Annotated in this window: 18 protein-coding genes; 9 read left to right on the top strand and 9 right to left on the bottom strand. The window is 46.9% G+C overall.

Going from position 1 to position 26,062, the window contains the following annotated elements:
• Positions 1-199 precede the first annotated feature (199 nt).
• Positions 200-1,813 (top strand): alpha-amylase family glycosyl hydrolase, encoded by a 1,614-nt coding sequence (locus IEY13_RS09510; protein WP_188951743.1) that lies wholly within the window; start codon positions 200-202, stop codon positions 1,811-1,813.
• Between the two features lie 20 nt (positions 1,814-1,833).
• Positions 1,834-3,663 (top strand): malto-oligosyltrehalose trehalohydrolase, encoded by a 1,830-nt coding sequence (gene treZ / locus IEY13_RS09505; RefSeq protein ID WP_188951742.1) that lies wholly within the window; start codon positions 1,834-1,836, stop codon positions 3,661-3,663.
• A 91-nt stretch (positions 3,664-3,754) separates the two neighbouring features.
• On the opposite strand, the gene IEY13_RS09500 is transcribed toward treZ, so the two are convergent.
• Together IEY13_RS09500 and IEY13_RS09495 are read right to left on the bottom strand one after the other, a co-directional pair.
• Entirely contained in the window at positions 3,755-4,945 is a 1,191-nt protein-coding gene (locus IEY13_RS09500) for a pyridoxal phosphate-dependent aminotransferase (RefSeq protein WP_188951741.1), read from the bottom strand.
• Positions 4,946-5,081: 136 nt separating this feature from the next.
• Positions 5,082-6,050 carry a fasciclin domain-containing protein gene (locus IEY13_RS09495; RefSeq protein WP_188951740.1) on the bottom strand — a complete coding sequence of 323 codons (969 nt, stop codon included), beginning with the start codon at positions 6,048-6,050 and terminating at the stop codon, positions 5,082-5,084.
• A gap of 106 nt (positions 6,051-6,156) precedes the next feature.
• On the opposite strand from IEY13_RS09495, the gene IEY13_RS09490 reads away from it, so the two are divergent.
• Positions 6,157-6,747 carry a phosphatase PAP2 family protein gene (locus IEY13_RS09490; protein WP_188951739.1) on the top strand — a complete coding sequence of 197 codons (591 nt, stop codon included), beginning with the start codon at positions 6,157-6,159 and terminating at the stop codon, positions 6,745-6,747.
• A complete protein-coding gene (locus tag IEY13_RS09485) occupies positions 6,744-8,408 on the top strand; it encodes an ArnT family glycosyltransferase (RefSeq protein WP_229687803.1) in 1,665 nt (554 codons plus the stop codon). Before IEY13_RS09490 ends, IEY13_RS09485 begins: the two co-directional genes overlap by 4 nt.
• Before the next feature lie 4 nt (positions 8,409-8,412).
• On the opposite strand, the gene IEY13_RS09480 is transcribed toward IEY13_RS09485, so the two are convergent.
• Positions 8,413-8,889, bottom strand: a complete 477-nt coding sequence (locus IEY13_RS09480; protein ID WP_188951738.1) for a sigma factor-like helix-turn-helix DNA-binding protein — start codon at positions 8,887-8,889, stop codon at positions 8,413-8,415.
• 249 nt (positions 8,890-9,138) lie between these two features.
• Here IEY13_RS09480 and IEY13_RS09475 point away from each other — a divergent pair, with 249 nt between their 5' ends.
• Both IEY13_RS09475 and IEY13_RS09470 read left to right on the top strand, forming a co-directional pair.
• On the top strand, positions 9,139-9,549 hold the full coding sequence (locus IEY13_RS09475; protein ID WP_188951737.1) for a hypothetical protein: 411 nt from the start codon (positions 9,139-9,141) through the stop codon (positions 9,547-9,549).
• A 50-nt stretch (positions 9,550-9,599) separates the two neighbouring features.
• Positions 9,600-11,027 (top strand): L-serine ammonia-lyase, encoded by a 1,428-nt coding sequence (locus tag IEY13_RS09470; protein WP_188951736.1) that lies wholly within the window; start codon positions 9,600-9,602, stop codon positions 11,025-11,027.
• Here IEY13_RS09470 and IEY13_RS09465 read toward each other — a convergent pair.
• The 6 genes from IEY13_RS09465 to IEY13_RS09440 form a co-directional block, all read right to left on the bottom strand.
• Positions 11,024-12,292 (bottom strand): hypothetical protein, encoded by a 1,269-nt coding sequence (locus IEY13_RS09465; RefSeq protein ID WP_188951735.1) that lies wholly within the window; start codon positions 12,290-12,292, stop codon positions 11,024-11,026. The genes IEY13_RS09470 and IEY13_RS09465 overlap by 4 nt on opposite strands.
• Positions 12,285-12,824 (bottom strand): RNA polymerase sigma factor, encoded by a 540-nt coding sequence (locus IEY13_RS09460; protein ID WP_188951734.1) that lies wholly within the window; start codon positions 12,822-12,824, stop codon positions 12,285-12,287. Before IEY13_RS09460 ends, IEY13_RS09465 begins: the two co-directional genes overlap by 8 nt.
• Positions 12,825-12,840: 16 nt before the next feature.
• Positions 12,841-13,305, bottom strand: a complete 465-nt coding sequence (locus IEY13_RS09455) for a hypothetical protein (RefSeq protein ID WP_188951733.1) — start codon at positions 13,303-13,305, stop codon at positions 12,841-12,843.
• 164 nt (positions 13,306-13,469) lie between these two features.
• Positions 13,470-14,648, bottom strand: coding sequence for an aminofutalosine synthase MqnE (mqnE, locus tag IEY13_RS09450; protein WP_188951732.1), 1,179 nt, complete (start codon positions 14,646-14,648; stop codon positions 13,470-13,472).
• A 31-nt stretch (positions 14,649-14,679) separates the two neighbouring features.
• Positions 14,680-17,793 (bottom strand): T9SS-dependent choice-of-anchor J family protein, encoded by a 3,114-nt coding sequence (locus tag IEY13_RS09445; RefSeq protein WP_188951731.1) that lies wholly within the window; start codon positions 17,791-17,793, stop codon positions 14,680-14,682.
• A gap of 138 nt (positions 17,794-17,931) precedes the next feature.
• Entirely contained in the window at positions 17,932-19,194 is a 1,263-nt protein-coding gene (locus tag IEY13_RS09440) for a NupC/NupG family nucleoside CNT transporter (RefSeq protein WP_188951730.1), read from the bottom strand.
• Between the two features lie 21 nt (positions 19,195-19,215).
• Between IEY13_RS09440 and susR the strand changes: the two genes are divergently transcribed.
• The 3 genes from susR to IEY13_RS09425 all read left to right on the top strand — a co-directional run bounded on the left by susR (position 19,216) and on the right by IEY13_RS09425 (position 26,060).
• Positions 19,216-20,883, top strand: a complete 1,668-nt coding sequence (susR, locus tag IEY13_RS09435; RefSeq protein WP_188951729.1) for a SusR family glycan utilization regulator — start codon at positions 19,216-19,218, stop codon at positions 20,881-20,883.
• Between the two features lie 192 nt (positions 20,884-21,075).
• Positions 21,076-24,222 carry a SusC/RagA family TonB-linked outer membrane protein gene (locus IEY13_RS09430; RefSeq protein ID WP_188951728.1) on the top strand — a complete coding sequence of 1,049 codons (3,147 nt, stop codon included), beginning with the start codon at positions 21,076-21,078 and terminating at the stop codon, positions 24,220-24,222.
• A 23-nt stretch (positions 24,223-24,245) separates the two neighbouring features.
• Positions 24,246-26,060: a RagB/SusD family nutrient uptake outer membrane protein gene (locus IEY13_RS09425; protein WP_188951727.1), complete on the top strand. Its 1,815-nt coding sequence runs from the start codon at positions 24,246-24,248 to the stop codon at positions 26,058-26,060.
• The last annotated feature ends 2 nt before the right edge of the window (positions 26,061-26,062 follow it).

The following is a 26,062-nucleotide window of genomic DNA, read 5'->3' as shown; positions in this document are numbered from 1 at the left end:
CCGTGTCAGCAATCTGATGCGGCCTTGTGTTTGTATCGGGTTTTAATTGTGTTCAGGGCTTGTTTTATTCCAGGAGCCCACCATCAGGCATTTTGCCATGAATGGGGATGATTTTACTCATCAACGTGTTACCTGCCGATAACGTGTTGCGCAAAAAACTGGTATATGATTGGTGGTGCTATCAGCAACAATCTATAACATGACGCAACCTGAAGAACACTGCCTCTGGTGGCAGAAAGGCATTATTTATCAGATTTATCCCCGTTCGTTTCAGGACAGCAACGGAGATGGGGTAGGAGATATTCCCGGCATTCTAAAACGGCTGGATTATCTGAAATGGCTGGGCGTAACCGCTATCTGGATATCGCCCCTGTATCCTTCGCCCATGGCCGATTTTGGCTATGATATATCCGACTATTGCAATATTCATCCATTGTTTGGCAATCTGGCCGATTTTGATAAGCTGGTACAGGAGGTGCATGCAGCGGGAATGAAATTGATTCTGGATCTGGTGCCTAACCATACTTCTGACGAACATCCCTGGTTTGTTGAATCCCGCTCCTCACGCGATAATGCGAAAAGAGACTGGTATATATGGAAAGATGCGCGGCCGGATGGCTTGCCGCCTAATAACTGGCTGAGTATGTTTGGAGGTGGTGCATGGGAATGGGATGAAACCACACAACAGTATTATTACCACGCTTTTCTGGTAAAGCAGCCCGATTTAAACTGGCGTAACCCGCAGGTGCAGGAAGCCATGCTGCAGGTAATGCGCTTTTGGCTGGATAAAGGGGTGGATGGCTTTAGAGTGGATGTAATGTGGCACATGATAAAAGATGAACAGCTGAGAGACAATCCGCCCAATCCGGCTTATCAGCAACATATGGCAACGTACGAGCAATTGTTACCGGTATACTCCACCGACCAGCCCGAAGTACACGATATTGTAAGTAAAATGCGGCAGGTGCTGGATGGCTACGACGATCGTATGATGATAGGGGAGATATACCTGCCCATAAGCAAACTGGTTACTTATTATGGCGTAGACAATAAAGGCGCACATTTGCCTTTTAACTTTATGCTGCTGAACATGCCCTGGAATGCAGCAGAAATTGCAGCTGCCATTGATTTGTACGAAGGGGCTTTGCCACAGAATGCCTGGCCCAACTGGGTGCTGGGCAATCACGATCAGCCGCGCATCAGCAGCCGGGTAGGGCAGCAGCAGGCAAGGGTAGCTGCGTTACTGTTGCTTACGCTGAGAGGTACGCCCACCATTTATTACGGGGAAGAAATAGGTATGCGGGATGTACCCATTCCGTTTAACGAAGTAAAAGATCCGCAGGGGTTGAATATGCCGGATAAAAACCTGAGTCGTGATCCCGCCCGTACTCCTATGCAATGGAGCAATAGCGAATACGCCGGTTTTTCCGATGCTGCACCGTGGCTGCGGCTGGATAGTGGTTTTAACCGCACCAATGTTCAGCACCAGAAAGAGGAACCACTGTCTGTACTGTTATTGTATAAACGGCTTATTGCGCTACGGCAGGCGCAGCCTGCACTATACCGCGGTCGTTACCAGCGGGTATATTCTGATACGCAAATGCTGGCTTATCTGCGCGAGGAAGAAGGGGCCCAAAGTTATCTGGTAGTGCTGAACCTGAGCCACAGACCCTGTTATTTTACCCCCGCTTCTGTTGTTATAAAGGGCAAAGTAATATTGGCTACCTCGCCGGAACTGGAAGGGCAGGTTATCAGCAATACCATTAACCTTGCCGGAGATGAAGGGGTAATTATTGAACTGGATACGCTTTAACTACTATAGATAGATAACATATGAAAACTACCAGGCCATACACTTTTACGGTATGGGCACCACAAAAAAAAAGCATGCAGCTGCATGTGGTATACCCACAGGAACAGCTATTGCCTATGACAAAAAATGAGTCGGGCTATTTTGCCATTACCCTTAACAATGTGGCGGAAGGAACACGCTATTATTACCAGCCGGAAGAAGGGAAAGATGTGCCTGACCCCGCTTCTCACTACCAGCCGGAAGGTGTGCATGGCCCTTCTGAAGTAGTACATCATACCTCATTTGCCTGGGAAGATGCGGGCTGGTGTGGTTTACCGTTTAACCAGCTGGTGCTGTACGAGCTGCATGTAGGCACTTTTACACCGGAAGGTACTTTTGAAGCCATTATACCCAGGCTGGATTATCTGGCAGAGATAGGCGTGAATGCGATTGAGCTGATGCCGGTGGCGCAGTTTCCAGGCACGCGCAACTGGGGGTATGATGGTGTATTTATGTATGCGGTACAAAACAATTACGGCGGGCCGGAAGGATTGAAAAAGCTGGTAAACGCCTGCCATAAAAAAGGTATTGCCGTGTTGCTGGATGTGGTATATAACCATCTGGGGCCGGAGGGGAATTATCTGGGTGAATATGGCCCCTATTTTACAGGCAAATACCATACACCCTGGGGCGATGCCATCAATTTCGACGGTGAATGGAGTGATGGGGTGCGGGATTTCTTTGCCGATAATATTACGCATTGGTTTACACATTATCATATAGATGGTTTGCGGGCAGATGCCATACATGAGGTATACGACCGCGGTGCAGTGCCTTTTTGGGAATACTGTTACCACCGCGTGCAGTGCTTGCAACAACAGTTAGGCAGGCCATTGTATATGATAGCAGAAAGTGATTTAAACAGCCCACGGGTTATTAAACACCCGGAAGCCGGAGGCTTTGGATTTACCGCGCAGTGGCTGGACGATCTGCATCATGCCCTTTACGTTTTGCTGCATGAAGAGGGGCAGAAGCATTATATAGATTTTGGACGTATGCAGCAATTGGCCAAAGCCTATAAAGAGGGATTTGTGCATAGCGGGGAGTGGGTGCAGTTTCGCAACCGGCGGCACGGAGCATCTTCTGCCGGTATACCTGGTAGCCGGTTTGTAACCTTTAGCCAGAACCATGACATAGCTGGTAACCGCCCCAATGGGGAAAGGTTATCTATGCTGGTAGATTATAAACGGCTGCAGCTGGCAGCAGCAGCTGTGCTGCTGGGGCCTTATGTTCCGTTATTGTTTATGGGAGAGGAGTTTGGGGCAACTACGCCTTTTTTCTTTTTTGCCGACCACTCCGATGAGCAGTTGAGACAATCGTTACGGGAAGGCCGTAAAAAGGAGTTTGAAGCCTTTCAGTGGGATGCAGAGCCACCGGATGCTTTGGATGAAAAAGTGTTTGCCGACTGTAAGCTTAACTGGCAGCAGCCGGAAGCCGGCGAACACCGTTTGTTACTGCAATGGTATAAAGCGTTGATTCAACTGCGCCAAACCAACCCGCTGTTTCAGAACCTGAATAAAAACAATATAGACATAACTGTTTTTGCAGATGCAGGTTTGGCTATGCTCCGGCAGGATGATAAGGGATGGGAGCGTATACTGTGTTTATTTAATTTTTCTGATGCACCTGTAAGATATACGCCTGCCGATGATTACCAATGCATAGAAAAGCTACTGGACGCTGCAGAAGCGCAATGGCATATGAATGTAACAGATGATGATGCACCGCTTACAGGTACTGCGGAGAAAGGAATTTTGCTGCCCGGGTGCAGTGTGCAGGTTTTGCGGGTGCAGTTGGCGGGTGTAAAGTAAACGTGCTGATGATAGTAAAGTATTGCCGTAAGCAAAAAACAAAGGCCGCTCCTGCAAAGGAACGGCCTTATACTATGTAAATAATTATATACTATTTCAGCTTAGCCAGTGCCTCTTTAATGCGTGCCCATGCTTTTTCAATGTTAGGCAGGCTGTTGGCAAAGGAGAAGCGAACGCATTTAGGCTCGCCAAAAGCATCACCCATTACAGAAGACACGTGTGCTGTATTTAACAGATACATGCTAAAGTCGGCAGAATTGGTGATGGTAGTTGTACCATCAGACTTGCCAAAGTAGTAGGAGATATCCGGGAAAATATAGAATGCGCCTTCAGGCTGGAATAATTTGAAACCGGGAATATCTTTTACCAGTTCCAGTACTCTGGCTCTTCTGCGTGTAAACTCTTCTGTCATTTCTTTAGAAGGCTTCAGATCGCCTGTTAAGGCTGCTACTGCTGCTTTCTGGGTAATAGAACAGGTTGCACTGGTCATCTGGCCCTGAATTTTTTCCATAGCCTTAGCTACTTCCACGTTAGAAGCAGTGTAACCTAAGCGCCAGCCAGTCATGGCAAAGCCCTTACTTAAACCGTTAATTAATATAATACGGTCTTTCAGCTCCGGAAACTGCGCAATGCTTTCATGCTCGCTAACGAAGTTGATGTATTCATAAATCTCATCAGAGATAATGTAAATGTTGGGGTGTTTGGCAAAAACAGCAGCCAGTGCTTCCAGTTCGGCCTTGCTGTAAACAGCGCCGGAAGGGTTACAGGGCGATGAAAACAGGAACAATTTGGTTTTAGGCGTAATAGCCGCTTCCAGTTGTGCAGGGGTAATTTTAAAGCCGCTTTCCAGTGAAGTTTTTACTTCTACCACTTTACCACGGGCAATTTTTACCAGTTCAGAATAAGTTACCCAGTATGGCGTAGGAATAACCACTTCTTCACCATCATCTACTACCGCCAGAATAGCGTTAGCCAGGCTTTGCTTGGCACCGGTTGAGGTAATGATCTGCTCGGGTTTATAATCAAGGTTGTTGTCGCGTTTTAACTTGGCGCAGGCTGCTTCACGCAGGTCCAGGAAACCCGCAACGGGCGTGTAGTGGCTCCAGTTGTCGGCAATGGCTTTTACAGCCGCTTCCTTCACATGTGCAGGGGTATCAAAATCAGGTTCACCCAGGCTCAGATCAATTACGTCTACGCCTTTTGCTCTCAGCTCACGGCCCAGTTTGGCCATTTTCAATGTTTCAGGCTCGTTAAAACGTTGCAATAACGAAGATAGTTGCATAGCTTATTTCCAATTTGGCACCAAATGTAAGCATTAAGCAATTGTTTTCTTTTAAAAACTATCTATATGCAAGGTAGTTTTTTTGAAAAAAATTGACTGTTTGCCGCTTTATATTGAATAAAAAGCTATTGTATGGCTATCTCCTGCGCGTCATCAGGCTGTCTATACTGTGCAGAATACCATTTACCGTAATCAGGTCTCTGGTTTTCAGCCTGTACAAAGTAGTATCCGGCCGCGTAACTGCCCGTATAGCGGGGGCGCTGGCACCAAACCGGCTATCTGTGGCGGTAACCAGCACCAGCGTACTATCCAGCCCGGTTTTAACCATATTGCCGTTAATAAAATCGTGAGACATAAGGGTGGCATTGGCCACATAATGCTGCCGCACCATGCGCGAAACAGAATCGGCTTTAATAAGATTGGTATCTCTGATGGTTACATCTGTAATACCAATTCTGCGGAAGGCGTTGTTGGTAGGGGCAAATACCGTAAACTGGCTACCGGTATTAAAAGTGTCTTTCAGCAGAATTCTTCTTGCTGAGTCGCGGAAAACAGCAGCGCTGAAAATAGAGAAGGTTGTATCGGCCGTAATTACATCATAAATTCTTTTTTGTGGTGGTATCAGTACAGAGGTGAGCGGAAGCATAACCCCGTTGGCTGCTGCAAGGTAGTTAGCCGATACGGGAATATTGTTAACGTAAATGCCATCGTTTCTGTTGGTATACAGGTAATAGCCGGCGCGTGTTTCTATTCTGCCCCCTGCTGTAAAGTTGGCCGGGGTAACAGTTTCGCCTACCAGGTGGTAACCGATTAAAACAGACAGGCTGGTTGTATCCATACTGTTAATAACAGCTTCTGTAAACCCCGCCCTTTCAAAAGCCGAATCATGCGGTACAAATGCAGTTACACTGGGTGAGTTGCTTAACAGCGTGCTTTGTCCGGTTCTTTCTAAGGCCCTTACAAACAAAGAATATCCCCTGTTTTGCTGACTTAAAATGGTTTGGTATAAGGATTCTTCAGGCGGTTCGGCCAGTTTGTTTTTACAACCTGCTATTGCCGCAAAAGCAACAGCGGCGCTCAGAACGGAATACAAAAACTGCTTCATTAAAACGAAGATATTAAACTTTTCAGCTTTACTATTAAATAACCCACCCTTAACAGTAGAGTAACAGAAGGGTGCGTATTTGAGCCTGAAATTAAAACCAACTTCCATGTTATCCATTGCTGAACAATTGGATAAGCTGCTGTTTGCGCTTATCAACCAACGCCTCAGTGTAACCTGGCTCGATTCCTTTATGTTACTATTGCGCGAACCACTCACCTGGGTACCGTTGTATGCCGGCGTGCTTATATGGGGTTTTAAAAAAATGCCTGCACAGGTATGGTGGTTTCTGGTGTTTAGTGCCGCCACTTTTGCTATTACCGATTTTAGCAGCGCCAGTTTGCTAAAGCCGTGGTTGCAGCGGGTGCGCCCTTGTTATGATGATGCGCTGGCAGGTACTGTACGCTCGCTGGTAGGTTGCGGAGGGCGTTATTCTATGCCTTCCAGCCATGCAGCCAATCATTTCGGGTTGGCTATGTTCTGGTTTTGCAGTGTATTACGGGTTACGGGTAAACGCTGGCATTGGGTGTGGGTATGGGCATTTATGATAGGCTATGCACAGGTATATGTAGGCAAACATTTTCCGGCAGATATTATAATTGGTGCTATACTGGGTATGCTGGCCGGCTGGCTTACATTCCGGATATTTGACGTGGTAATTACGGGATATAAAAAAGGACAAACCACATTTCCGGCATGATAGGTATACCTGTTTCTCAACGTGTTTTTCAATGTTTACTGCTGATAGCTGTTTTGCTAAATGCCACTGCGCTTTTCAGTGATATTCTGGAGCCAGACGGGGCTTTGTATGCAGCTATCTCCAAACGTATTGCTTTAACGGGCGACTGGATTAACCTGTATGGAGATGGGCATGACTGGCTGGATAAACCGCACTTACCTTTCTGGCTGGCAGCCCTGAGTTTCCGTTATCTGGGCATAAGTGCTTTTGCCTATAAACTGCCTGCTTTTGTTTGCTGGCTTGCCGGCTTGTATTATACCTGGCGCCTGGCGCTGGCATTGTATGGCCGGGCGGTGGCGCAGCTGGCAACGCTTATATACGCCACTGCCTTACATGCCATACTGGCTAATTTTGATGTAAGGGCAGAAGCTTACCTAACCGCTTTTGTAGTGGCGGCCATTTATTATTTGTACCGTGCAGATGAGGCGGGCAAACGCTGGCTGTATTTACTGGCGGGTGCTTTTTGCTGCGCGCTGGCGGTAATGACCAAGGGTGTTTTTGTACTTATTACCATTGGCGCGGGCCTGGCGGTGTACCAGTTATTTACCCGGCAATGGAAATGGTTTTTGTTATACTGGTGGGTGGTGCTGGCGCTTACCCTGGTGTTTATACTTCCGGAGTTGTACTGCCTGTATGAGCAGTTTGATAAACATCCGGAGAAACTGGTGTTTAACCGCACGGGTGTATCGGGCATCCGTTTCTTTTTCTGGGATAGTCAGTTCGGGCGTTTCTTTAATAGCGGCCCTATAAAAGGAGAGGGAGATGTATTCTTTTTTCTGCATACGGTACTGTGGGCGTTTTTGCCCTGGAGTATTTTTTTATATGTGGCTGTAGTGCAATTGTTACGGAAAAAAATACCGTTTCAGCCCCGCCATTGGGTAGCAGCGGGTGGCGCACTGGTTAGTTTTCTGTTATTTTCTTTGTCCAGCTTTCAGCTGCCCCATTATATAGTTATTGTGTTTCCACAGCTGGCTATGCTTACTGCTGCCTGGCTGGTAAGCCTGAGTACACCAAAGGCAATTGCCCGGGTAAACGGAATTATTACCGGTTTGCTGGTACTGTTAGTAGTACTTATGCTGGGCCTGGCGGTTATAAGCCGTATGGGCAACACGTTTTTACAAATAACCTGGATACTGGTGGGGGCAATTGTTGCCTTATTGGTATACCGCAAGTCTGGCATTACACAGGTAGCAATAAAGGGTACTGCTTTTGCGGTGCTGCTGTTTGTTTTTATGAACCTGCTATTTTATCCGCCGCTGATGCAATACCAGGCGGGTATGCAGGCGGGTAAATGGTTGCGGCAGCATGGGGCAGGTAGCAAGGCAGTGCTTTTCCGTTGTAATATTTATTCTTTTGAAATGTATGCGCCGGCTATACCCGAACGGGCAGCAGATATGCAGCAGCTGGATAGTTTATGTGCAGCTACGCCCGGCGCAGATTGGTATATGTTAGTACCACAGAACGAGGTAACTGCATTGCAAAGCAATACACTGCATATACAAAAAGTGGCCTCATTTGGTGGCTTTCATATCAGTCAGCTTACCGGTGGGTTTATTAACGCAGCTACACGTGCGCAGCAACTGGAGTATTTTTACTTATACCGTGTTATGGCTGCAAAGTAACGTTTCAGCCGGTTTGCCGTAGCTGATGTAAACGTGCATGTTCATTTACATAGCACTGATGTATAAACACTGCTGAATGGTTCATCTTGTCTGCTATGTGTTCAAAGGAAAGTTTTTGTGTATGGCGTAACTGAAACACGCTCTGCTGTATCAGCGCCGGTACCGCAATCGTTGTGCTACCTGCAGGTTGCGCGGCTTTTACTGGTGCTGGGCATTCCAGTGCCCTTGTTACCTTTTGTAAAAAGTCCAGCGCCTGGTGCATTTCAAAACACACCCTTCCTTGTGGCAGGCGTAATAAAGCGGCTATACGTTTTATGGGAATACCCTGCAGGTAATATAACGTCATTGCTTTTTGCCGCAATGGAGGCAAATAGCGCATCAGGGCTTCCAGAAGCGTTATTCTTTCTTCTTCCAGTAATTTTTCCTCCCATTGTTGCTGCTGGCTGTACCAGTCCAGCGTTTCCTGGTTGCATTGTTTCATAGTAGTTTATGTAGCAGTCAAAAAAAGCCGAACGGTTTAACGGAAAGATATTGGATGGGAAACCAGTAGTTTATACAGGTTTTTGTAAGGCATTTTTTTGTTTTAAATGCCCCTGATACAAATATATGTAGATTAATCAGAAAAAGTAAGCAAAATTGGTCTTTGTGATAAATAAAATTTTACCCATTGAGGATTATAAGATGACGCCTTATGTAATGAAACACTGAATTTATTAGCAAGTTTTGTCCCATGGCTATCCATATAGGGCAAATTATAAAGTCTGTGGCTGAGGAACGCAAAATGGGAGCTACCGAACTTAGCCAGCATTTAAACACCTCACGCGAGAATGTGTACGACATTTATCGCCGTGAAGCCATTGATACGGCCAAGCTGCTGCAGCTATCCGTTATTCTCAAATACGACTTTTTTGAGCATTTTTATCAGGAAGAGCCGTTGAAGGCCCTCCGCAACGATATTGTTACACAGCAGCAACAGGAAATTGAGGCGCTGAACAAGTCGCTGGCAGAATGCAATAAAACGCTGGTGCTGTATGATGAGTTGTTTTTAAAGAGTAAACGGGTAGATGAACTGGAAGAGGAAAAAGCCCGTTATTTCAGACCCAACGAAACCACCGATACTGCCGGTAAAGAAGGGGAGTGAAAAGCACATATCTAAACTAAAGAACGTACGTTTGTGTTTTAAAACCTTGTATGTCCCACGAAGCGATTTCGGTTTTTGATATGTTTAAAATTGGAGTTGGCCCTTCCAGCTCTCATACCCTTGGCCCCTGGCGCGCTGCGCAGCGTTTTGTTTCCACTATTCAAACCCGTTACCCCGGTATTCATCCTGTTTCTGTTCAGGTATTACTGTATGGCTCGCTGGCTAAAACCGGTAAAGGGCATGGTACAGATGTGGCCGTGCTGATGGGCCTTAGCGGAGAAGATCCGGTAACGATTGATGTAAATTCTATTAATGATAAAATAGCGGCTATTGGTGAGTTGCACCAGTTACATTGGGGGGCACAGCATTGGATAGCCTTTCATCCGGACACGGATGTGCAGTTTCTGTTTAACGATTCGCTGCCTTTTCACCCCAATGGTTTGTCTTTTCTGGCCACTATGGAAAATGGCGATACCATAAGCGAAACCTATTACTCTGTAGGTGGCGGCTTTGTGGTACAGGAGGGGGAAAAAGCCTCTGCCGCTGCCAGCGTAGACCTGCCTTTTCCTATTAATACCTCTGATGAGCTGTTGCACTGGTGTATGAAAACCGGCCTTACCATTAACGAGGTGGTAATGGAAAACGAAAGTGCGTGGCGAAGTGATGCGGAAACGCGTAAACGTGTACTGCAGATATGGTATACCATGCGCGATTGTATTTACAGGGGTATTCACCAGCAGGGTATTTTACCGGGCGGGCTGAATGTGCGCAGGCGGGCGGCCGATCTTAACCGCCGGCTTACCAAAGGCGCTACGTATACCGATTTTGACAGCTGGCTGGAAGTAATACGCCGCGGAGGCGCCAGCTTTCAGTATATATTGGATTGTGTAAGTTGTTTTGCGTTAGCGGTAAATGAAGAGAATGCTTCTTTTGGCCGTGTGGTAACCGCACCAACCAATGGTGCAGCAGGTGTTATACCGGCGGTATTGCTGTATTATATAGCCTTCTGCGATGGAAATGAAGAAGACAAGATTATACGCTTTTTACTTACGGCTTCTGAAATAGGCAGCATATTTAAAAAGGGCGCTACCATTTCTGCTGCTATGGGCGGTTGCCAGGCAGAAATTGGGGTATCATCTGCCATGGCGGCAGCTGCGCTGGCAGAAAGCCTGGGCGGTACCCAGCGCCAGGCTATTATGGCTGCTGAAATAGCGATGGAACATCACCTGGGCCTTACCTGCGACCCTATAGGCGGCCTGGTACAGGTACCCTGTATAGAGCGCAATACCATGGGGGCTGTAAAAGCCATTACCGCTGCACAATTAGGCTTACAAAGCACGCCCGATTTTGCCAAAGTATCGCTGGATAAGGTAATAAAAACAATGTGGGATACGGCGCTGGATATGAACAGCAAATACAAAGAAACTGCCGATGGTGGCCTGGCCGTACATATTCCCATTAGCCTTAGTGAATGTTAGCGCTGAAAAAGCGGCATGCCTACACTGAGGGTAAGCGTCTGGTTGCGTATATTCCTTTCCGGATGGCCATAAAACTCTACGGAAGGGGATAACGCACGGGAATACTGCAGGCCGATATTGAATTTTTTAAGCTGGTACTGCACATTCAGCAAAAAGCGCCTTTCCGAACTTCTGATATTATACATACGCCCCGCAGCAGTTGCTGCAACTTCTTCTTTACTTAAAAGGGTGCTGGTTACACCGGGCGCTGTGGTAGCGGGTACAAGCTGATTGTTATTGGCATCGGTAGTGCGGGCCTCGCGCTGTACCAGTGTTTTTTGCAGAAAGGCAAAGCCGGCACCGGATGATACTGCCAGATTGCGCCTTACCGCCACATCCATAGTTACCGGCACCTGCATGTAAAAAGCCTGTTTAACCACATCCTGATCTACCCTTGCAATGGCACTGGCTGCATCTCCGTTACTATTGGTTACAGGTGTAATGGCTTCGCTTTTTATCTGCCCGTTAAGGCTGCCGGATGATAATACGGAGAAACCGGTGGTAAAGCTGATGTTTTTACTTACGTGAACGGACGCCGTTACAGATGGGTAAGCAGGCAGGTTGTACATCATGTTACCGGTGTTGTAATATTGGCTGGTAAGGTTATGATTCAGCTGTACTACCAGTGATAATAAAGGCTGTTTGTTTTTCAGTGCTGCTTCTGCGGCGGTGGCAGGGGCTGCTTCGGGAAAAAAGAGCAAAGGCAGCCGTTCCGGTATTCTTTCTGCAGATACCGGTAGTGTACCGGCTTCAGACGGCAGGGCTGTATTAACAGGCATAGGCTTTATATCTGTTAAAGCCAGTAAAGTATTCACAAAGCTGCTATCTGTACCGGCTGTTTCAGGTATAAGTTTACCATATGCCGGTATAAGTGCAGTTGCCATAGTGGCGGAATGCCGGTTTAAGTGGGCGCCGGGTTTATTGCCAGAAGCCATAACAGGCATAAAAGGGGAAGTACCGGTACCTGCATAGGCCGGGTTAGGAAGTGGATGAGCAGTAGCAGGGCCATCTGCATAAGACAGTTCAGGCAATACAGTACGGTGGCTGTCTGTTAATAAAACAGGCATACAAAACAGAATACCCAGGCAGGCTGCAGCCACCAGCATAAATAATATGCGTACAGGGCGCACAGGTGCGGAAGGAGGTGCCTCCTGCGGCAGATGCTGGTTAAGCATTTGTACCATCTGCTCCCATCCCTGGTTTTCTAGTTGCTGCAGCTCAGGCATATTTCTTTTTTAAAATGTCCTGCAATCTTTTTTTTCCTTCCATTAAGTGCCAGCGCGAAGTGGTTTCGCTGATACCCAGTGCCCCACCAATTTCTTTGTGCGAAAAGCCCTGCATCAGAAACAGACGGCATACTTTACCGGTTACCTGGGGTAGCAGATTAAAGTAATAATCCATATCGCCTTCGCGTGCCGGAAGTGGCTGAGAATAGTGGAGTGTATTGGTTTCGAGCTCGTTAATATCTGTGGTTTGTATTTGTGTTTTGGTTTTACGGTAGTGGTCTATGCATACGTTCCGCAGAATAGTTTTACCCCATGTTTCAAACGAAGCCCGGGAAGCGTCATAGTCTTTCAGATGCTGAAATATTTTCAGAAAGGCTTCATTTACCAGGGATAAGAGTGTCTGGTTGTCGTTGGTAAACTCTTTTGCCACGGTATAAAACAGGCCAAAATACTCCCTGTACAGCTGCTCCTGCGCTGCGCGGTTATTTTCGCAACAAAGCGTAATAATATGTGACAGGTTTTTAACGCTCACAACACTCCGGCGGAATTTATTTTACCAGTGTAACTGTTTTAACCACAAAAGCAGTTGAATCCAGATAGCGCAGCCGTAAACTATCGTTATTTACCATCAGCAGCTTCATGCCGTACATAAATTTGTTTTTGGTGCCTGCAAACAGCATCGAGTCGCGGGCTATTTTCAGGCCCCATACGCCTTTATCGTATGGAAACACGGTGGTATCGCAGCCGCCAAACGTACTGTCTTCAAAACTGTACTGGTTGTTAAGGCTAAAAAAAATATGTGCGCCGTTAATATGGCAGTTTTTACTTATTACACTGTCGCCTCCGTTATGTGCCGGTACTTTAATGTCTTTAATCTTCCATTCATGCGCGGCAATCAGCTGCAGGGTGGGGTCTACCGGGTAATCCTCTGTTTTGGTACTACAGGCGTTTAAGCCGGCTAAAGCGCCCATCAGCAGTGTGGTAAGTGTGTAAGTAATCGTTTTTCTGTTCATATTCTTAACGGGTTCAACTATTCCTGCTTCTTTTACGCGCAGGAACGGGTTAACGTTGGGTGAATGCAAAAAATAATCAGCGGGGAACGGTGGCCTTAAAAATAAGCGGCCGGACTACACAAAGGTAGCCCGGCCGCAACATATAAGATGCACCTGAAAAGGTGTTAGTTGTAAAGCGGATTTACTTCCAGCTCGGTTATATCTATCTCACTGTAGTTTTTAATTTCGTTATACAGCGTATCTCTTTCAACCGGTTCTCTTTTCGCCTGTTTAATCAGCGATACCAGTTGGGCGGTAGAAAGGGCAGGGGTTTGCTCTTCGCTGCCGGCCATAGAGTAAATTTTAGTGGTATCGTCAATAGTGCCATCCAGATCGTTTACGCCAAAGCTCAGTGTTAACTGGGCGTTCTGGCGGCCCAGCATAGGCCAGTAAGCTTTCAGGTGCGGAAAGTTGTCCATATACAAACGGGCAATCGCATAAAGGCGCATGTCTTCCACTACCGGGGTTTCTGCTACATGGCTCATATCGTTATCGCCATTGCGAAACTTTAACGGAATAAAGGTGTTAAAACCGCCGGTTTCATCCTGCAGGCTGCGCAGGCGCTCCATATGGTCTACCCGGTGCCAGTATTGTTCCAGGTGGCCGTACAGCATAGTGGCATTACTGTGCATGCCCAGGTTGTGTGCCGCACGGTGTATATTCAGCCAGCCATCTGCATCCACTTTATCGGCACAAATCTGGTCGCGTATTTCTTTGTGAAATATTTCAGCACCCCCGCCAGGTAAAGATTGTAAGCCTGCGTCGTTCAGCACCTTCATGCCTTCCTCTACACTTAATTTAGCTTTGCGGAACATGTAATCCAGTTCAACCGCGGTAAAGCCTTTAATGTGCAGGTCGGGCCGGTGCTGTTTAATTTTCTGCAGCAGTTCTACAAAAAAGTACAGGTTCATTTTAGGGTGTACACCACCTACAATGTGTACCTCGGTAACAGGCTTGCCATCGTATTTTTTTACAATGTCCAGCATCTGGTCTATAGTCAGTTCCCATCCTTCCTCGCGGTTTGCGTACAGGCGCGAGTAGGAGCAGAAATGACAGGTGAACATACATACGTTGGTAGGCTCAATATGAAAATTACGGTTGAAATAGGTTTTGTGGCCGTGTTTCTGCTCTCTTACCCAGTTGGCGAGTGCACCGGCAAATGGCAGTGATGCTTTTTCAAACAAAATAACACCCTCCTCATAAGAAACCCGGTTGCCTGCCAGAATTTTTTCTCCTATCTGTTGTAGTTCCCTGTCTGTAGTAGCAGCTACTATCTGACGGGGATCCGCGCTTGTTGAAAACATAGTCTGCTTATTTGGCTGTAAAATTAGTCATTTATTGCTTTAACAGCTTTGTGGAATAACTATGATCGGTATAATACAGCTTTACAATATAAATACCAGTGGCGCAATGCGCAATATTTACCGGCAGGTAAGCAGGTGCGGTACCTGCCAGGTAGTTTTTTACCGCTACCAGCCTTCCCTGCATATCATATACACAAACACCGGTAAGCTTTTCAGGTATCTGATAGTGCTGTATTACAAAGTTGCCGTTAACGGTGGGGTTAGGCGTAATTAAAAAGCCTTTCTCCTTCAGCGCAGGTAATACTACTTTGGTTTTGATGTTTACATTGTCAATGTAAATGTTGTTGCGTCCGTTAGATATGCTTCTGAATACCACCTGAAAATTACCGGAAGCAGGAAGCAGATTGGTAAGATTAATGGAATCTCTGCGGTAAGCACCGGTATCGGAAGGCGTAAACGGTATGCCTGATGAGGTACCGCTGACGGTTTGCAGTTCCAGTCCGGTTTTTTTGTATACGCTCTGGTAGGTTGCCCCACAATCGCTGGTAACCAGTACCTGTAAAGTATCAGGCGTGCCCGCCACAGCACTGTAACCGGCAGCAACATCAAATAAAAGAAACAAGCTGTCTACCGTACCATACTTTACCACAGGGGTTCTTAGTTCATCTGTGGCATTGCTGTATATATAACCAAAGTTGGTCATTACCGCCGCTGCTGTATCACTCAGCTGCGCCAGTGTAGCGGCCTTGCGTACTTTTTGCCAGGTGGTTTTATTGTCCGGGTTGTACACGCCCCAGCTTTCAGGAACAAATGTACCCTCAAAGCTTTCGGTAAGGGGGGCGTTTACTATACCAAATATAGATATGCCTTTATACAAAGTATCGTTAGAAGGTTTGCCGTCAGCAGTATTGTTTGGTTGGGTAACCCAAACTGTTACGGTATGCTGTCCTGTACCGGAAGCGGTTAATGCCGGCAAGGTAATAAGGGTGGTATCACCAGTAACCAGGTTACCTGTCCATGCCTGTACAGCGGGCGCATTATTGTCCAGCTGATAGTGTATGCTGGCGCTGCTGAGTGCCATCCGGCCTTTGTTGCTTAAAGTGGCAGCGGGGTGTATGGTAAAGGCGTTGCACAAAAAGTCTTCTGCATATACATTTTGTATAGTGGCATCTATAGCCGTTAAAGACACTTTGGATACATCAATACTATCCAGGTAAAGGTTGCTGCCTGCCCCGCTCATGTTTCTGAAACGGATAATCATTTTTTGTCCGCTTACCAGGTAAGGGGTAAGGTCTACGGTATCACGGCGCCACTGGGCAGAATTAGGAATAAAGCTACTGCTGCCGGTACCCGATACCGTAGGCAGCGATGGTGGTGTTTTGCGGTATACCACAACAAAGTCGTTACCGCAGTTATTGGAAATGGCTACTTCCAGCGCATCATAGAACGAAGTGCCCCGGCTTCTGTAAGCTACGCTGAAGGTAAGGCGCGAACTATCGGTATCTGTATCAAAGTCAATAGGAGGCGTAACCAGATCGTCCCATCTGCTGCGGGTATTAGATGCATTGTTAATTACAGCAGAGCCAGTGCCGCTGGCAGCTGCATTGGTGCTGCGCGTCCAGGTAGTGCCATTGTCCGGATTAGAAATATACCATCCGGCAGCCGGAAATGTGGCAGATTCAAAATTTTCGGTAAAAGGAACTGTTACAGATGCATTATTAATATATACTATTCTTGTAAGCGTATCATTAGCAGTATAACTATCACCGGTGTTGTTAGGCTGTGTGGTAAATACAGTAAGTGTATGGTTACCCGTAATGGCGTTTACAGCCCCCAGGTCTACCAACGCATCGCTACCCACGGCCAGGCTACCGGTCCATACCTGGGTATTAACAGTAACGCCATCCAGTTGAACAGTAAAAGTGGCACGGGTAAGCAGGCTGTTACTCAGGTTACGGAGGCGTGCGGTAATGGCAGAACCGTTGCATACCACCGGAATATTCAGTCCGCTTCTTATACCTGGTGTTAAAGTAACCAGGGCGGCATCGTTTACACCAGCAGGCGGAATATCTGTTTGCGAGTTAGCCAGCGTACTCCGGTATACTGTAAGCGCATTTTCCATACGGCATATCTGCCCGGTAGTAAACATACCGTAGCTTACATCGTAACTATAATCCATATAGTTCTGGTAGTTAATGCCTGGTGCAGTGGTGTTGCAGGCATCGGTAATGGTGCCTGCCAGTATTCCGTCTGAGCTGTTGCCCTGGTTGGGGGTATCATCTGTACAGTTTACAGGCAGGTCGTAGCCGCTCTGCGTATCGAAGTCGCTACCGTTACAGGCCCCGTCATCATCACCCCATATATGATAGAGATAAAAGAAATGCCCCGTTTCGTGTACCAGCGTACGGCCCAGGTTGTAGGAAGGCGATACATAGGCGGGGTTATTGCCAAAAGCTATATAGTTTACCACAGTGCCCTGCTGGCGCTGGGGGGTAGTGTATGGAAAAGTAGAAACCCCCAGTACACCATCGCTAAAGCGCGTAACCCATACATTATAATACCTGCTTACATCCCACGCGTTCATGCCGCCGGTGATGTTGGCTTTTACTTCGTTGTACGAATTAATGCTGTAGGTGGTACTGCTGGTTTTACGTTCAATGCCACTGGTAAAAGCGCCCAGGGTATCGGTACGGGCCAGCAGAAAACGGATACGCGTATTACCGGCCCGGGCCAGAAATGCAGCGGGTAAAATGCTTTTGTCTGCATTAATGCCGGCGTAATCTATATTCAGTTTTTCAATCTGTTCATACACATCCCGGTCTGTTACCAGCTGCGGGTTGGGTAGCACAATATGCACCACTACCGGTATTACAATTTCATTGCCTGCATTGCTGTAAGGAGAACTGCCTGTATTCCGCGTTGCGGTAAGCGTGCCCGATGCAGCGCGTTGCAGATAGTTCTGGTATTTTTGCTCCCCTTCGGCTTTCCATTGTGCAGCCAGTTCGGGGTGTTGTTGCAGTGTGGCCTGCATGGCCTCCATAGTGGCACAGCGGCGGTGTATAACCGTATCTGAGTTTTGGGAATAAACGCCTGCGTACATGAGTAATGTACTGCACAATGCCAGCGCCCGCTTATACAAAAGCATAATAGAATTTAATCTTTAAGAGCCAAAACTAACCTCTTCTGTGGCCTGAGCTTTTAAACTTTTTTCCGATGTAAATTCCTTTGTTGGGTACTCTCTTGCTTACAAATTCAGGTTAGCGTTAGCTGGTTATGATAGTTGTTATATTAGTATACCTGCAATGGTTGCTGATAAGTAAGAGGCCAGGGTACCGCATAACAATGCTTTCAGCCCCAGCTTTGCCAGGTCTGTTCTGCGCCCGGGTGCCAGCTCGCCAATACCACCTATTTGCATACCCACACTGCTGAAGTTGGCAAAACCACATATAGCAATACTTACAATCAGTAATCCTTTGTCTGTTAAAACCGGTACCGTTTTATTGGTCAGGTTTTGAAAAGCTACAAATTCGTTGATAGAAAGCTTCTGGCCCAACAGCGTTGCTACACTATTTACATCGCTGGTGGGTACCCCCATAGCCCAGGCAACCGGGTAAAAGCATTTGGAGAAAATATAGTTTAAAGTAAGATCAAAATCAGGATTGAATAAATGGCCTGTCCAGGTTAACAGCGCATCCAGCACAGCAATTACCGCAATAAACCCGATAAGCATGGCTATTACGTTCATGGCAATTTTAAAACCATCACTGGCACCGTGCGATACGGCATCAATTACATTGGTGTAATTGCTTTTTACTTCCAGCTTTACCTTACCCATGGTCTGGCTTTCTTCTGTTTCCGGAAAAACAATTTTAGAAATTACCAGTGCACCCGGTGCCGCCATAAGGCTGGCAGTAATCAGTTTAGGGGCCAGGTCCAGGCCGGCTGCGGCACCCATGTTGGCGTATACCACCAGTATACCCCCTGCAATACAAGCCAGGCTACCACTCATAGAAGCCAGCAATTCGCTGCGCGTCATACCCTGCAGGTAGGGGCGTATCATTACCTGGGCTTCTACCTGGCCAACAAAAGCACTGGCCACGTTGCTCAGTGCTTCTGCACCGCTTACGCGCATAATAAAATTCATGGCGCGGGCTATTACCGCCACAATACGTTGCATAATACCAAAATGGTAAAAAATAGCCACCAGCGCACACACCAATATAATAGTAGCTGTAACGTTAAAGGCAAACACAAACCCACCGCCTATATAATTACCCATAGTGCCATCCGGCTGCTGGGTAATGATGCCGCCGTATACAAACGAAGCACCCTGGCGGGCAAAATGTTCCAGGTGTTGCATGCCGTGCCCCAGCGCCTGAAAAAAGCGGGATACAGGTGGCACCTTAAATACCAGTAACGCAATAATTATCTGCAAACCAATACCACTTACTACCAGGCGGTAATTAATACGTTTTTTATTGTTGGAGAAGAGATAAGCAATACCGAGGATTAAAACAATACCCATTATTCCCTGAAATCGTCCCATATGCAAAATAAATGTGTTGTAATGGCGATGAAGGTAGGTATATTTGGGCTTCCCATTGCCATTATGAGAAGAATTATTGCCTGTATCGTTTGTATACTAACTGTTACCAGCCTGCGCGCACAGGATTCTGAACCCCTTCTTTCCCGTCTGAAACAGACGCTTTTACAAGCCCCGGAATACGACCGCATAAAGCTGCGTACCATCGATTCGTTAAAACAGCAGTTGCAACAACCCGGTAATCAAACCCCACCCGCAGCGTTTACCATTTACGCCCGTTTGTTTGAGGCTTATAAGCTGTTTCATTACGATTCAGCCTACCATTATGCCCGTTTGCTGCAACAGACAGCCTGCCGCATGAAAGACAAAGGGCGGATTGCCTACGCGCGTATTCAGCTGGGATTCACCTTGTTATCTGCAGGCATGTACAAAGAAGCAGAAGATTCTCTGGCCAATATGTATATTCTGGCAGAGCCGGACAGCATTCAGGCGCTTTACTATTCGCAGATGGCCAGGTATTATTACGATCTGGGCGATTTTGACAACGATGCCTATCATAAACCGGTGTATATACGAAAGGGGGATGTGTATATTGACTCTGCCACACGGCTGTTTCCCGAAGATTCGTTTGACAGGTTGTATCTGCTGGGCCTGCGGGCTATAAAAGCAGGCGACAAAACGGCGGCTCAGGAGTATTTTGGCCGCATTATTCACCGGCCTAACCTGTCCGATCATGAACTGGCTTTATCTACTTCCACCTTGTGCGATATTTATGTGCGTAACAACCAGCCCGATTCGGCCATTCAGCTGCTGGCCCAGGCAGCCATTGCCGATATACGGTCTGCCACCAAAGAAACTTCTGCCACCTTTATACTGGCGCAGCTGCTTTATAAAAAAGGCGATGTGCAAAATGCCTCTCTGTGTATTAACAGTGCTATAGCGGATGCCGTGTTTTACAACGCCCGCCAGCGCAAGGTGCAGGTTAGCTCTATTCTGCCATTGATTGAGGCCGAAAAACTGAGCGCGGTAGAAAAGCAGAAGAAAAGCCTTATTACCTATGCTGTGGCGGTTACCCTGCTGTTGCTGGCCGTAGTGGTGCTGGCGGTGGTGGTAGCACGGCAGGTGAAAAAGATTAAAGCCGCGCAGCAGGTAATTGTGGAAGCCCGGGATAAAGAACATGCGGTGAACGAACGGCTGGCAGAAACCAATGAACGGCTGGCTGATGCTAATAAGATTAAAGAAGAGTATATCGGGTACTTTTTTAATGTAAATGCGGAGTTTTTTAATAAAATGGAGCGGCTGAAACAGTCGCTGGAGCAAAAGATTAACGACCGCAAGCTGGATGAAATCCGCTTTATTGTACATCATAATATTAACCTCAAAAAGGAAAAGGAAGAACTGCTACGGCATTTTGATCAGGCTTTTCTGAAGCTGTTCCCCCGGTTTATAACCGAGTTTAACGCCCTGTTTAAGCCCGAAGACCAGGTGGCGCTGAAAGAAGAGGAGTTGATGAACACCGACCTGCGCATATTCGCCCTCATTCGCATGGGCATACACGACAGCGAGAAAATTGCCCATATTCTCCAGTACTCCGTTAACACCATTAATACCTACAAAACCCGTATAAAAAACAAATCTATTGTGCCTAACGAGCAGTTTGACCAGCGGATTATGGATATAAAAACCGTATAAAACGGTTATATATGTAAATTCTTAATGTTTTTGCATTCTTCTGATAATGATGTAGTTATATTCTAATGGCTAACCATATACGCCAATATTTCTTATACACGGGCTATATAATTTGCTAACGGCTGGTAGTAGCTCGTTCTTTGACTACACAAATTAACCTTTTAACCACTTACAGTTAAAACCTACTGTTTTATGATGATGCGATTGCTTGAAAGATTGCTATGCAGTCTTGCATTCCTGTTGCTGCTGCAACCAGGATATGGCCAGAGCGGCACCCTGCAGGGCACCGTTACCGATGCAGGTGGCGCTCCTTTAGAGGGGGCTACCATTACCCACAAAAAAACGGGGCGCACTACCTTAACCAATGCCGCCGGAAAGTTTATCCTGAATGTATCTGAAAACAACGCCGTTATACAGGTGTTTTATGTAGGGTACGAAACACAGGAACTTGCCGTAAAAGCGGGGGAGAATGCAACCATTAAATTAGCGGCTTCCAATGCCGCGCTGGATGCTGTAGTGGTAGTGGGTTATGGAACTGCCAAAAGAAAAGACCTTACCGGGTCTGTGGCCTCGGTAAAAGGGGATGTGATTAAAAACCAGCCGGTAACCAATGTAACCGAAGCGTTGCAGGGCAGAACCTCCGGTGTGGAAATTATTAAAAATTCCGGCCAGCCGGATGCCACGCCTACTATTATTATCCGTGGTTTATCTTCCCTGCACCAGCCATCTCCCTTGTACATTGTAGATGGGGTGCGTGTACCTGGCGACAACATTAATATACAGGATATTGCCTCTATAGATGTATTGAAAGATGCCAGTGCCGCCGCTATTTATGGTTCGGCCGCCGCAGGCGGGGTAATTGTAATTACCACCAAAAAAGGATCGGGTACAAAACCCACTGTAAACTTTAACGCGCGCTACGGCATTACTACGCCTAAGCTGGTACACCTGCTGAACAAAAACGAGTATATCCGTTTACAGAATCTGGTGCAGCCTAAATATTTTGCAGGCGCCACCCAAACAGATACCCTGCCCGATACAGATTGGGTAAAAGAGCTGTATGGCAATGCCACCGAGCAAAACTATAATCTGTCTGTTTCCGGTTCTTCCCCTTCGGTTAACTACCTGGCTTCGGGTTTTTACAATGCACAAAAAGGTATATACATTAAAAACTACTCCAACATTGCCGGTGCGCGCGTAAATACCGATTTTAAGCTGGGCGATTATATTAAAATAGGAGAGCAACTGGCGGTATCACAACGTAAAACTGCACCGCCGGTAGGCAGTGAGGCGCAGTTGCACAATGCCCCTTTCCGTACCTTACCTGTTATACCGGTACGCAGAAGAGATGGCAGCTGGGGCGTAGTGCCTCCCGGTTACAATGGGCTGGCGTTTGGTGGCCCCAACCCGGTAGGCGCAGCAGAATCGGCAGATGCCATCAACTTTAAAAACAATTTCCAGGGTAACGTATATGCCGAGGTAAAACTGCCTTTGCACCTTACTTTCCGCACCAACCTGGGATATACGTATTATAATGAAACGCAGGATTATTTTCAGGGTGCTTTCAACTTTGGTACTGTTGTAAACAACATCAATTCGCTTAATAAAATATCTGTGGTAAGCAGCCAGGTACTTACCAACTATGTGCTTACCTACGATCAGACTTTTGGCAAACACAGCCTGAATGTTATTGGTGGTTACGAGCAAATTACCAACAAGTTCAATAACATCAACGCTACACAAAGTTATGTAGGCCTGCCCGGTTATTCGTTTATACAAACCACACAGTCTTCCAACACCCTGTCTGGTAAAAGCGATAACAATGGATTGATTAAATCGGTATTCGGCCGTTTAAGCTATAACTACAATAACCGTTACTATGTAACCGGCTCTTTACGGCGCGATGCCAACTTTACCGTGTTTGGGCCCGATCGTCAGCGCGGTACTTTTGGTGCGGTATCTGCGGGCTGGAACATGAGCGAAGAAGCATTTTTTGCACCGCTGAAAAACTCGGTAAACCTGTTGAAAATCCGCGGTAGTTATGGTACACTGGGTAACAGTGCTATTAACCCATATACGTTTGCTGCGTTGTATACACAATTCTTTGGGCCCAATGGTTTAGGCTCGCTATCCGGTGCTAACTTTTCTCCCGGTGGGCCTTTAAGTATTGGTAACACCGTAAGCGCTATTCCCAACCCCGATCTGCATTGGGAAAGCATTTACGAAACCAATATTGGCGTAGATGGGGAAGCTTTACAGGGTAAATTATATTTTACCGTAGAGTGGTATAAAAAAACTACCAAAGACATGTTGTATGCCCTGCCGGTAGCACTCAGCAGCGGTATTACGCAGCCTTACTTTACCAATATTGGCCAGGTGGGCAGCAAAGGGGTAGATGTGCTGGTTGGTTACCGCAGCAAGGCAGGTAAGCTGAATTATGATGTTAGCGTTACAGCCGGCTTTAACGCTAACAAAGTAGATAACCTCAGTGGTATTACCACCGATGCGTTGTTTGATGGTTACAACTATTATAATAATGGCGATGCAGGTTTTTCTATTATGCCTAACATGCCGCTTACCATTACCAGAGCGGGCTTACCCTTTGGCTCTTTCTACGGCTATAAAGTGCTGGGCATATTTAAAACCGATGCAGAAGCGCAGGCCAGCGCACAGCCCAATGCCAAAGCGGGCGACCTGATTTTTGCACATGATCCTAAAAACGGAAATACCTTGTCTGATGCAGACCGCCAGGTAATTGGCAACCCCAACCCTAAACTGGTGTATGGCGCCAATGTACGGCTCAACTATCAGGGTTTTGATATGGCTATGTTGTTTAACGGTGTGGCAGGCGTGGATATTTACAATGGTGTAAAAGCCTACGAAATGTATCCCTGGGCAGATGGTAATACTACTTCTAAAGTATTCAATGCCTCTTTTCTGGGCAGTAACGGCTTAACTGATCAGCCACGTATAGGTGTTAAAAATCCGGATGGTTCACTGGCTATGGACCCTAACAAAAACTACACCTCTGTAAACAGCTATTTTGTAGAAAGCGGTGCTTATGTAAAACTGAAGAACGTACAGCTGGGCTACACATTTGCCAATAACCTGCTTAAAAAAGCCAGCATTAAAACAGCGCGTGTGTTTGTAATGGCCAATAACCTGTTTACTATTACCAGCTATTCCGGTCTGGACCCTGAGTTGGGCAGCAGCTATTCACAGGCAGCACAGTCTGGCTTTGTAGGCACCGGTGCGGGTGTTACCACCCGCGGTGTAAACGCTGTGTCTCAGTATCCGCAAACGCGTATTTATTCTGTAGGGGTTGACCTTACTTTTTAATTGAACCTATTCAAAATCATTATATGATAAAGCAGTTATCACTATTACTCATGGGGGCGGTGCTGTTATTCGGCTGCCGTAAAGATCCTGCGCTGGTAAGCCCTACGGATAGTTATGCCACCAACGTATATCCCAAAACACTGAGCGATCTGAACAGTGTGCTGGCTCCCTGTTATTCCAACCTGCGCGATCCCAATCTGTTCGGCTTTAACCTGTCGCCCAAAGCGCTGGCCAACTGTACCCATACTGCCAACAGCTCGTATGGGGGAGATGCCTCGTGGAATGAAATGACCAATACCAACCTTACCATTACCAACCAGTTTGTGCTGGGGGCCTGGACATCTTTTTATACCGGCGTAAAAAACTGTAACGCCACCCTGGCAGCAGCAGATTTTTATGCGGCCAATTATGCAAGGGCAGAAGACAAAACAGCTATAGACCAGGTACGTGGCCAGGCATTGTTTATGCGGGCGTATTACTACTTTAACCTGGCTGGTTATTTTAACGAAGCCTATATTACCACTACAGGTGGCGGCGATAAAATGGGCCTGCCTTTATTTGATAAACTGCCTGCCAGCCTGGACAGTACACAAAAGCCAAGGGCAACGGTACGCGCCACCTGGGATTTGATTATTAACGATCTTACACAGGCTGCCACATTGCTGAAGGGCAAAGTATGGACGGGTGATGAGCAGGGCCGCGTAAGCGAATGGGCGGCCAAAGGCCTGCTGGGTAAAGCCTATGTATTTACGCAGGACTGGGCCAAAGCCAGAACCGTGTTGCTGGATGTAATTACCAACAGTGGTAAAACCTTAATGCCTTATGCTAAATACCGCGATGCTTTTATAGGTATTTCTGCCAATGAGTTTAACGAAGAATCGTTGTTTGAATTAAATATTGATGAAGACTCCAAAGGCAACTACGGTGTATATGGCAACACCCCCAATGCCACAGCTATTACCGGTTTAATATGGCCGCCGTGGGCTTTGGGTAATGATGGCACCGAAGGCAATGCCAACCCGCTGGGGTATGGGAATGAGTTTTTGCACGATCAGAATGTACTGCGTTTTGGTTACCAGGCAGGTACCTATACATTGGTAAACAACCCCGCTTTTGATGGTTCCAAACCTGCCGGTTATACCAACCCGCAAAAAGTAATAGACCCGGTGTACAAAGCCAAAGCTTTACTGGTGCGTACTGCACAAACGGCCGACCCGCGGTTGTATGTAAATGCCCTGCAGCCCTGGCTGGATTCGGTAAAGTTTGATGGTAAAAACTGGTATCCGGTATCTAAACCCAACTTTCTGGCTTCTACAGCCGGTGCATATGGCTGGAGCTTCCGCAAGTATGCACCCAATTTCAACAACATTAACAACACCGGCCCGGCCGATGCCTGGAACCAGTACCTGCTGCGCCTGGCAGATGTGTATCTGCTGTATGCCGAGGCCAGTAAGGGAGCAGGCGATAATACCACTGCCCTGGAATACCTGAACAAAGTAAAACGCCGCGCATATGGTTACGCCATCAACAGCGCTTCACCGGTAGATTATACCAGCCTTACCGCTACTACCAGTGCAGCTGCGGCCGGCGATCCGGTACTGGGTAACAACCCGCTGTATTACGAGCGTTGGGCCGAGTTGTTTAACGAAGGGCATTGGTGGTTTGATCTGTGCCGCTGGCGCATTGGTAAGTCAGAAGCCACTTTCTACGGCACTGCTTTAAATGTAAACGGACCGTTTCAGTGGAACGATGCCAAATCTTACACCTGGCCTATTCCTTTAAATGAATTGAACAGCAACGGTAAAATAGCCGGGCAGCAAAATCCGGGTTATAAATAGTA

Origin of the sequence: Filimonas zeae (assembly GCF_014641615.1) — a bacterium.
GTDB lineage: Bacteria > Bacteroidota > Bacteroidia > Chitinophagales > Chitinophagaceae > Filimonas > Filimonas zeae.
This window is presented reverse-complemented; position numbering and strand designations above follow the sequence as displayed.

Coding starts and splice junctions, on each gene's coding strand:
- mqnE (WP_188951732.1), bottom strand. CDS start 14,648: ATGTTTTCAACAAGCGCGGATCCCCGTCAGATAGTAGCTGCTACTACA.
- IEY13_RS09445 (WP_188951731.1), bottom strand. CDS start 17,793: ATGCTTTTGTATAAGCGGGCGCTGGCATTGTGCAGTACATTACTCATG.
- IEY13_RS09500 (WP_188951741.1), bottom strand. CDS start 4,945: ATGCAACTATCTTCGTTATTGCAACGTTTTAACGAGCCTGAAACATTG.
- IEY13_RS09440 (WP_188951730.1), bottom strand. CDS start 19,194: ATGGGACGATTTCAGGGAATAATGGGTATTGTTTTAATCCTCGGTATT.
- IEY13_RS09495 (WP_188951740.1), bottom strand. CDS start 6,050: ATGAAGCAGTTTTTGTATTCCGTTCTGAGCGCCGCTGTTGCTTTTGCG.
- IEY13_RS09480 (WP_188951738.1), bottom strand. CDS start 8,889: ATGAAACAATGCAACCAGGAAACGCTGGACTGGTACAGCCAGCAGCAA.
- susR (WP_188951729.1), top strand. CDS start 19,216: ATGGCGATGAAGGTAGGTATATTTGGGCTTCCCATTGCCATTATGAGA.
- IEY13_RS09455 (WP_188951733.1), bottom strand. CDS start 13,305: ATGAACAGAAAAACGATTACTTACACACTTACCACACTGCTGATGGGC.
- IEY13_RS09470 (WP_188951736.1), top strand. CDS start 9,600: ATGTCCCACGAAGCGATTTCGGTTTTTGATATGTTTAAAATTGGAGTT.
- treZ (WP_188951742.1), top strand. CDS start 1,834: ATGAAAACTACCAGGCCATACACTTTTACGGTATGGGCACCACAAAAA.
- IEY13_RS09465 (WP_188951735.1), bottom strand. CDS start 12,292: ATGCCTGAGCTGCAGCAACTAGAAAACCAGGGATGGGAGCAGATGGTA.
- IEY13_RS09510 (WP_188951743.1), top strand. CDS start 200: ATGACGCAACCTGAAGAACACTGCCTCTGGTGGCAGAAAGGCATTATT.
- IEY13_RS09430 (WP_188951728.1), top strand. CDS start 21,076: ATGATGATGCGATTGCTTGAAAGATTGCTATGCAGTCTTGCATTCCTG.
- IEY13_RS09485 (WP_229687803.1), top strand. CDS start 6,744: ATGATAGGTATACCTGTTTCTCAACGTGTTTTTCAATGTTTACTGCTG.
- IEY13_RS09490 (WP_188951739.1), top strand. CDS start 6,157: ATGTTATCCATTGCTGAACAATTGGATAAGCTGCTGTTTGCGCTTATC.
- IEY13_RS09425 (WP_188951727.1), top strand. CDS start 24,246: ATGATAAAGCAGTTATCACTATTACTCATGGGGGCGGTGCTGTTATTC.
- IEY13_RS09475 (WP_188951737.1), top strand. CDS start 9,139: ATGGCTATCCATATAGGGCAAATTATAAAGTCTGTGGCTGAGGAACGC.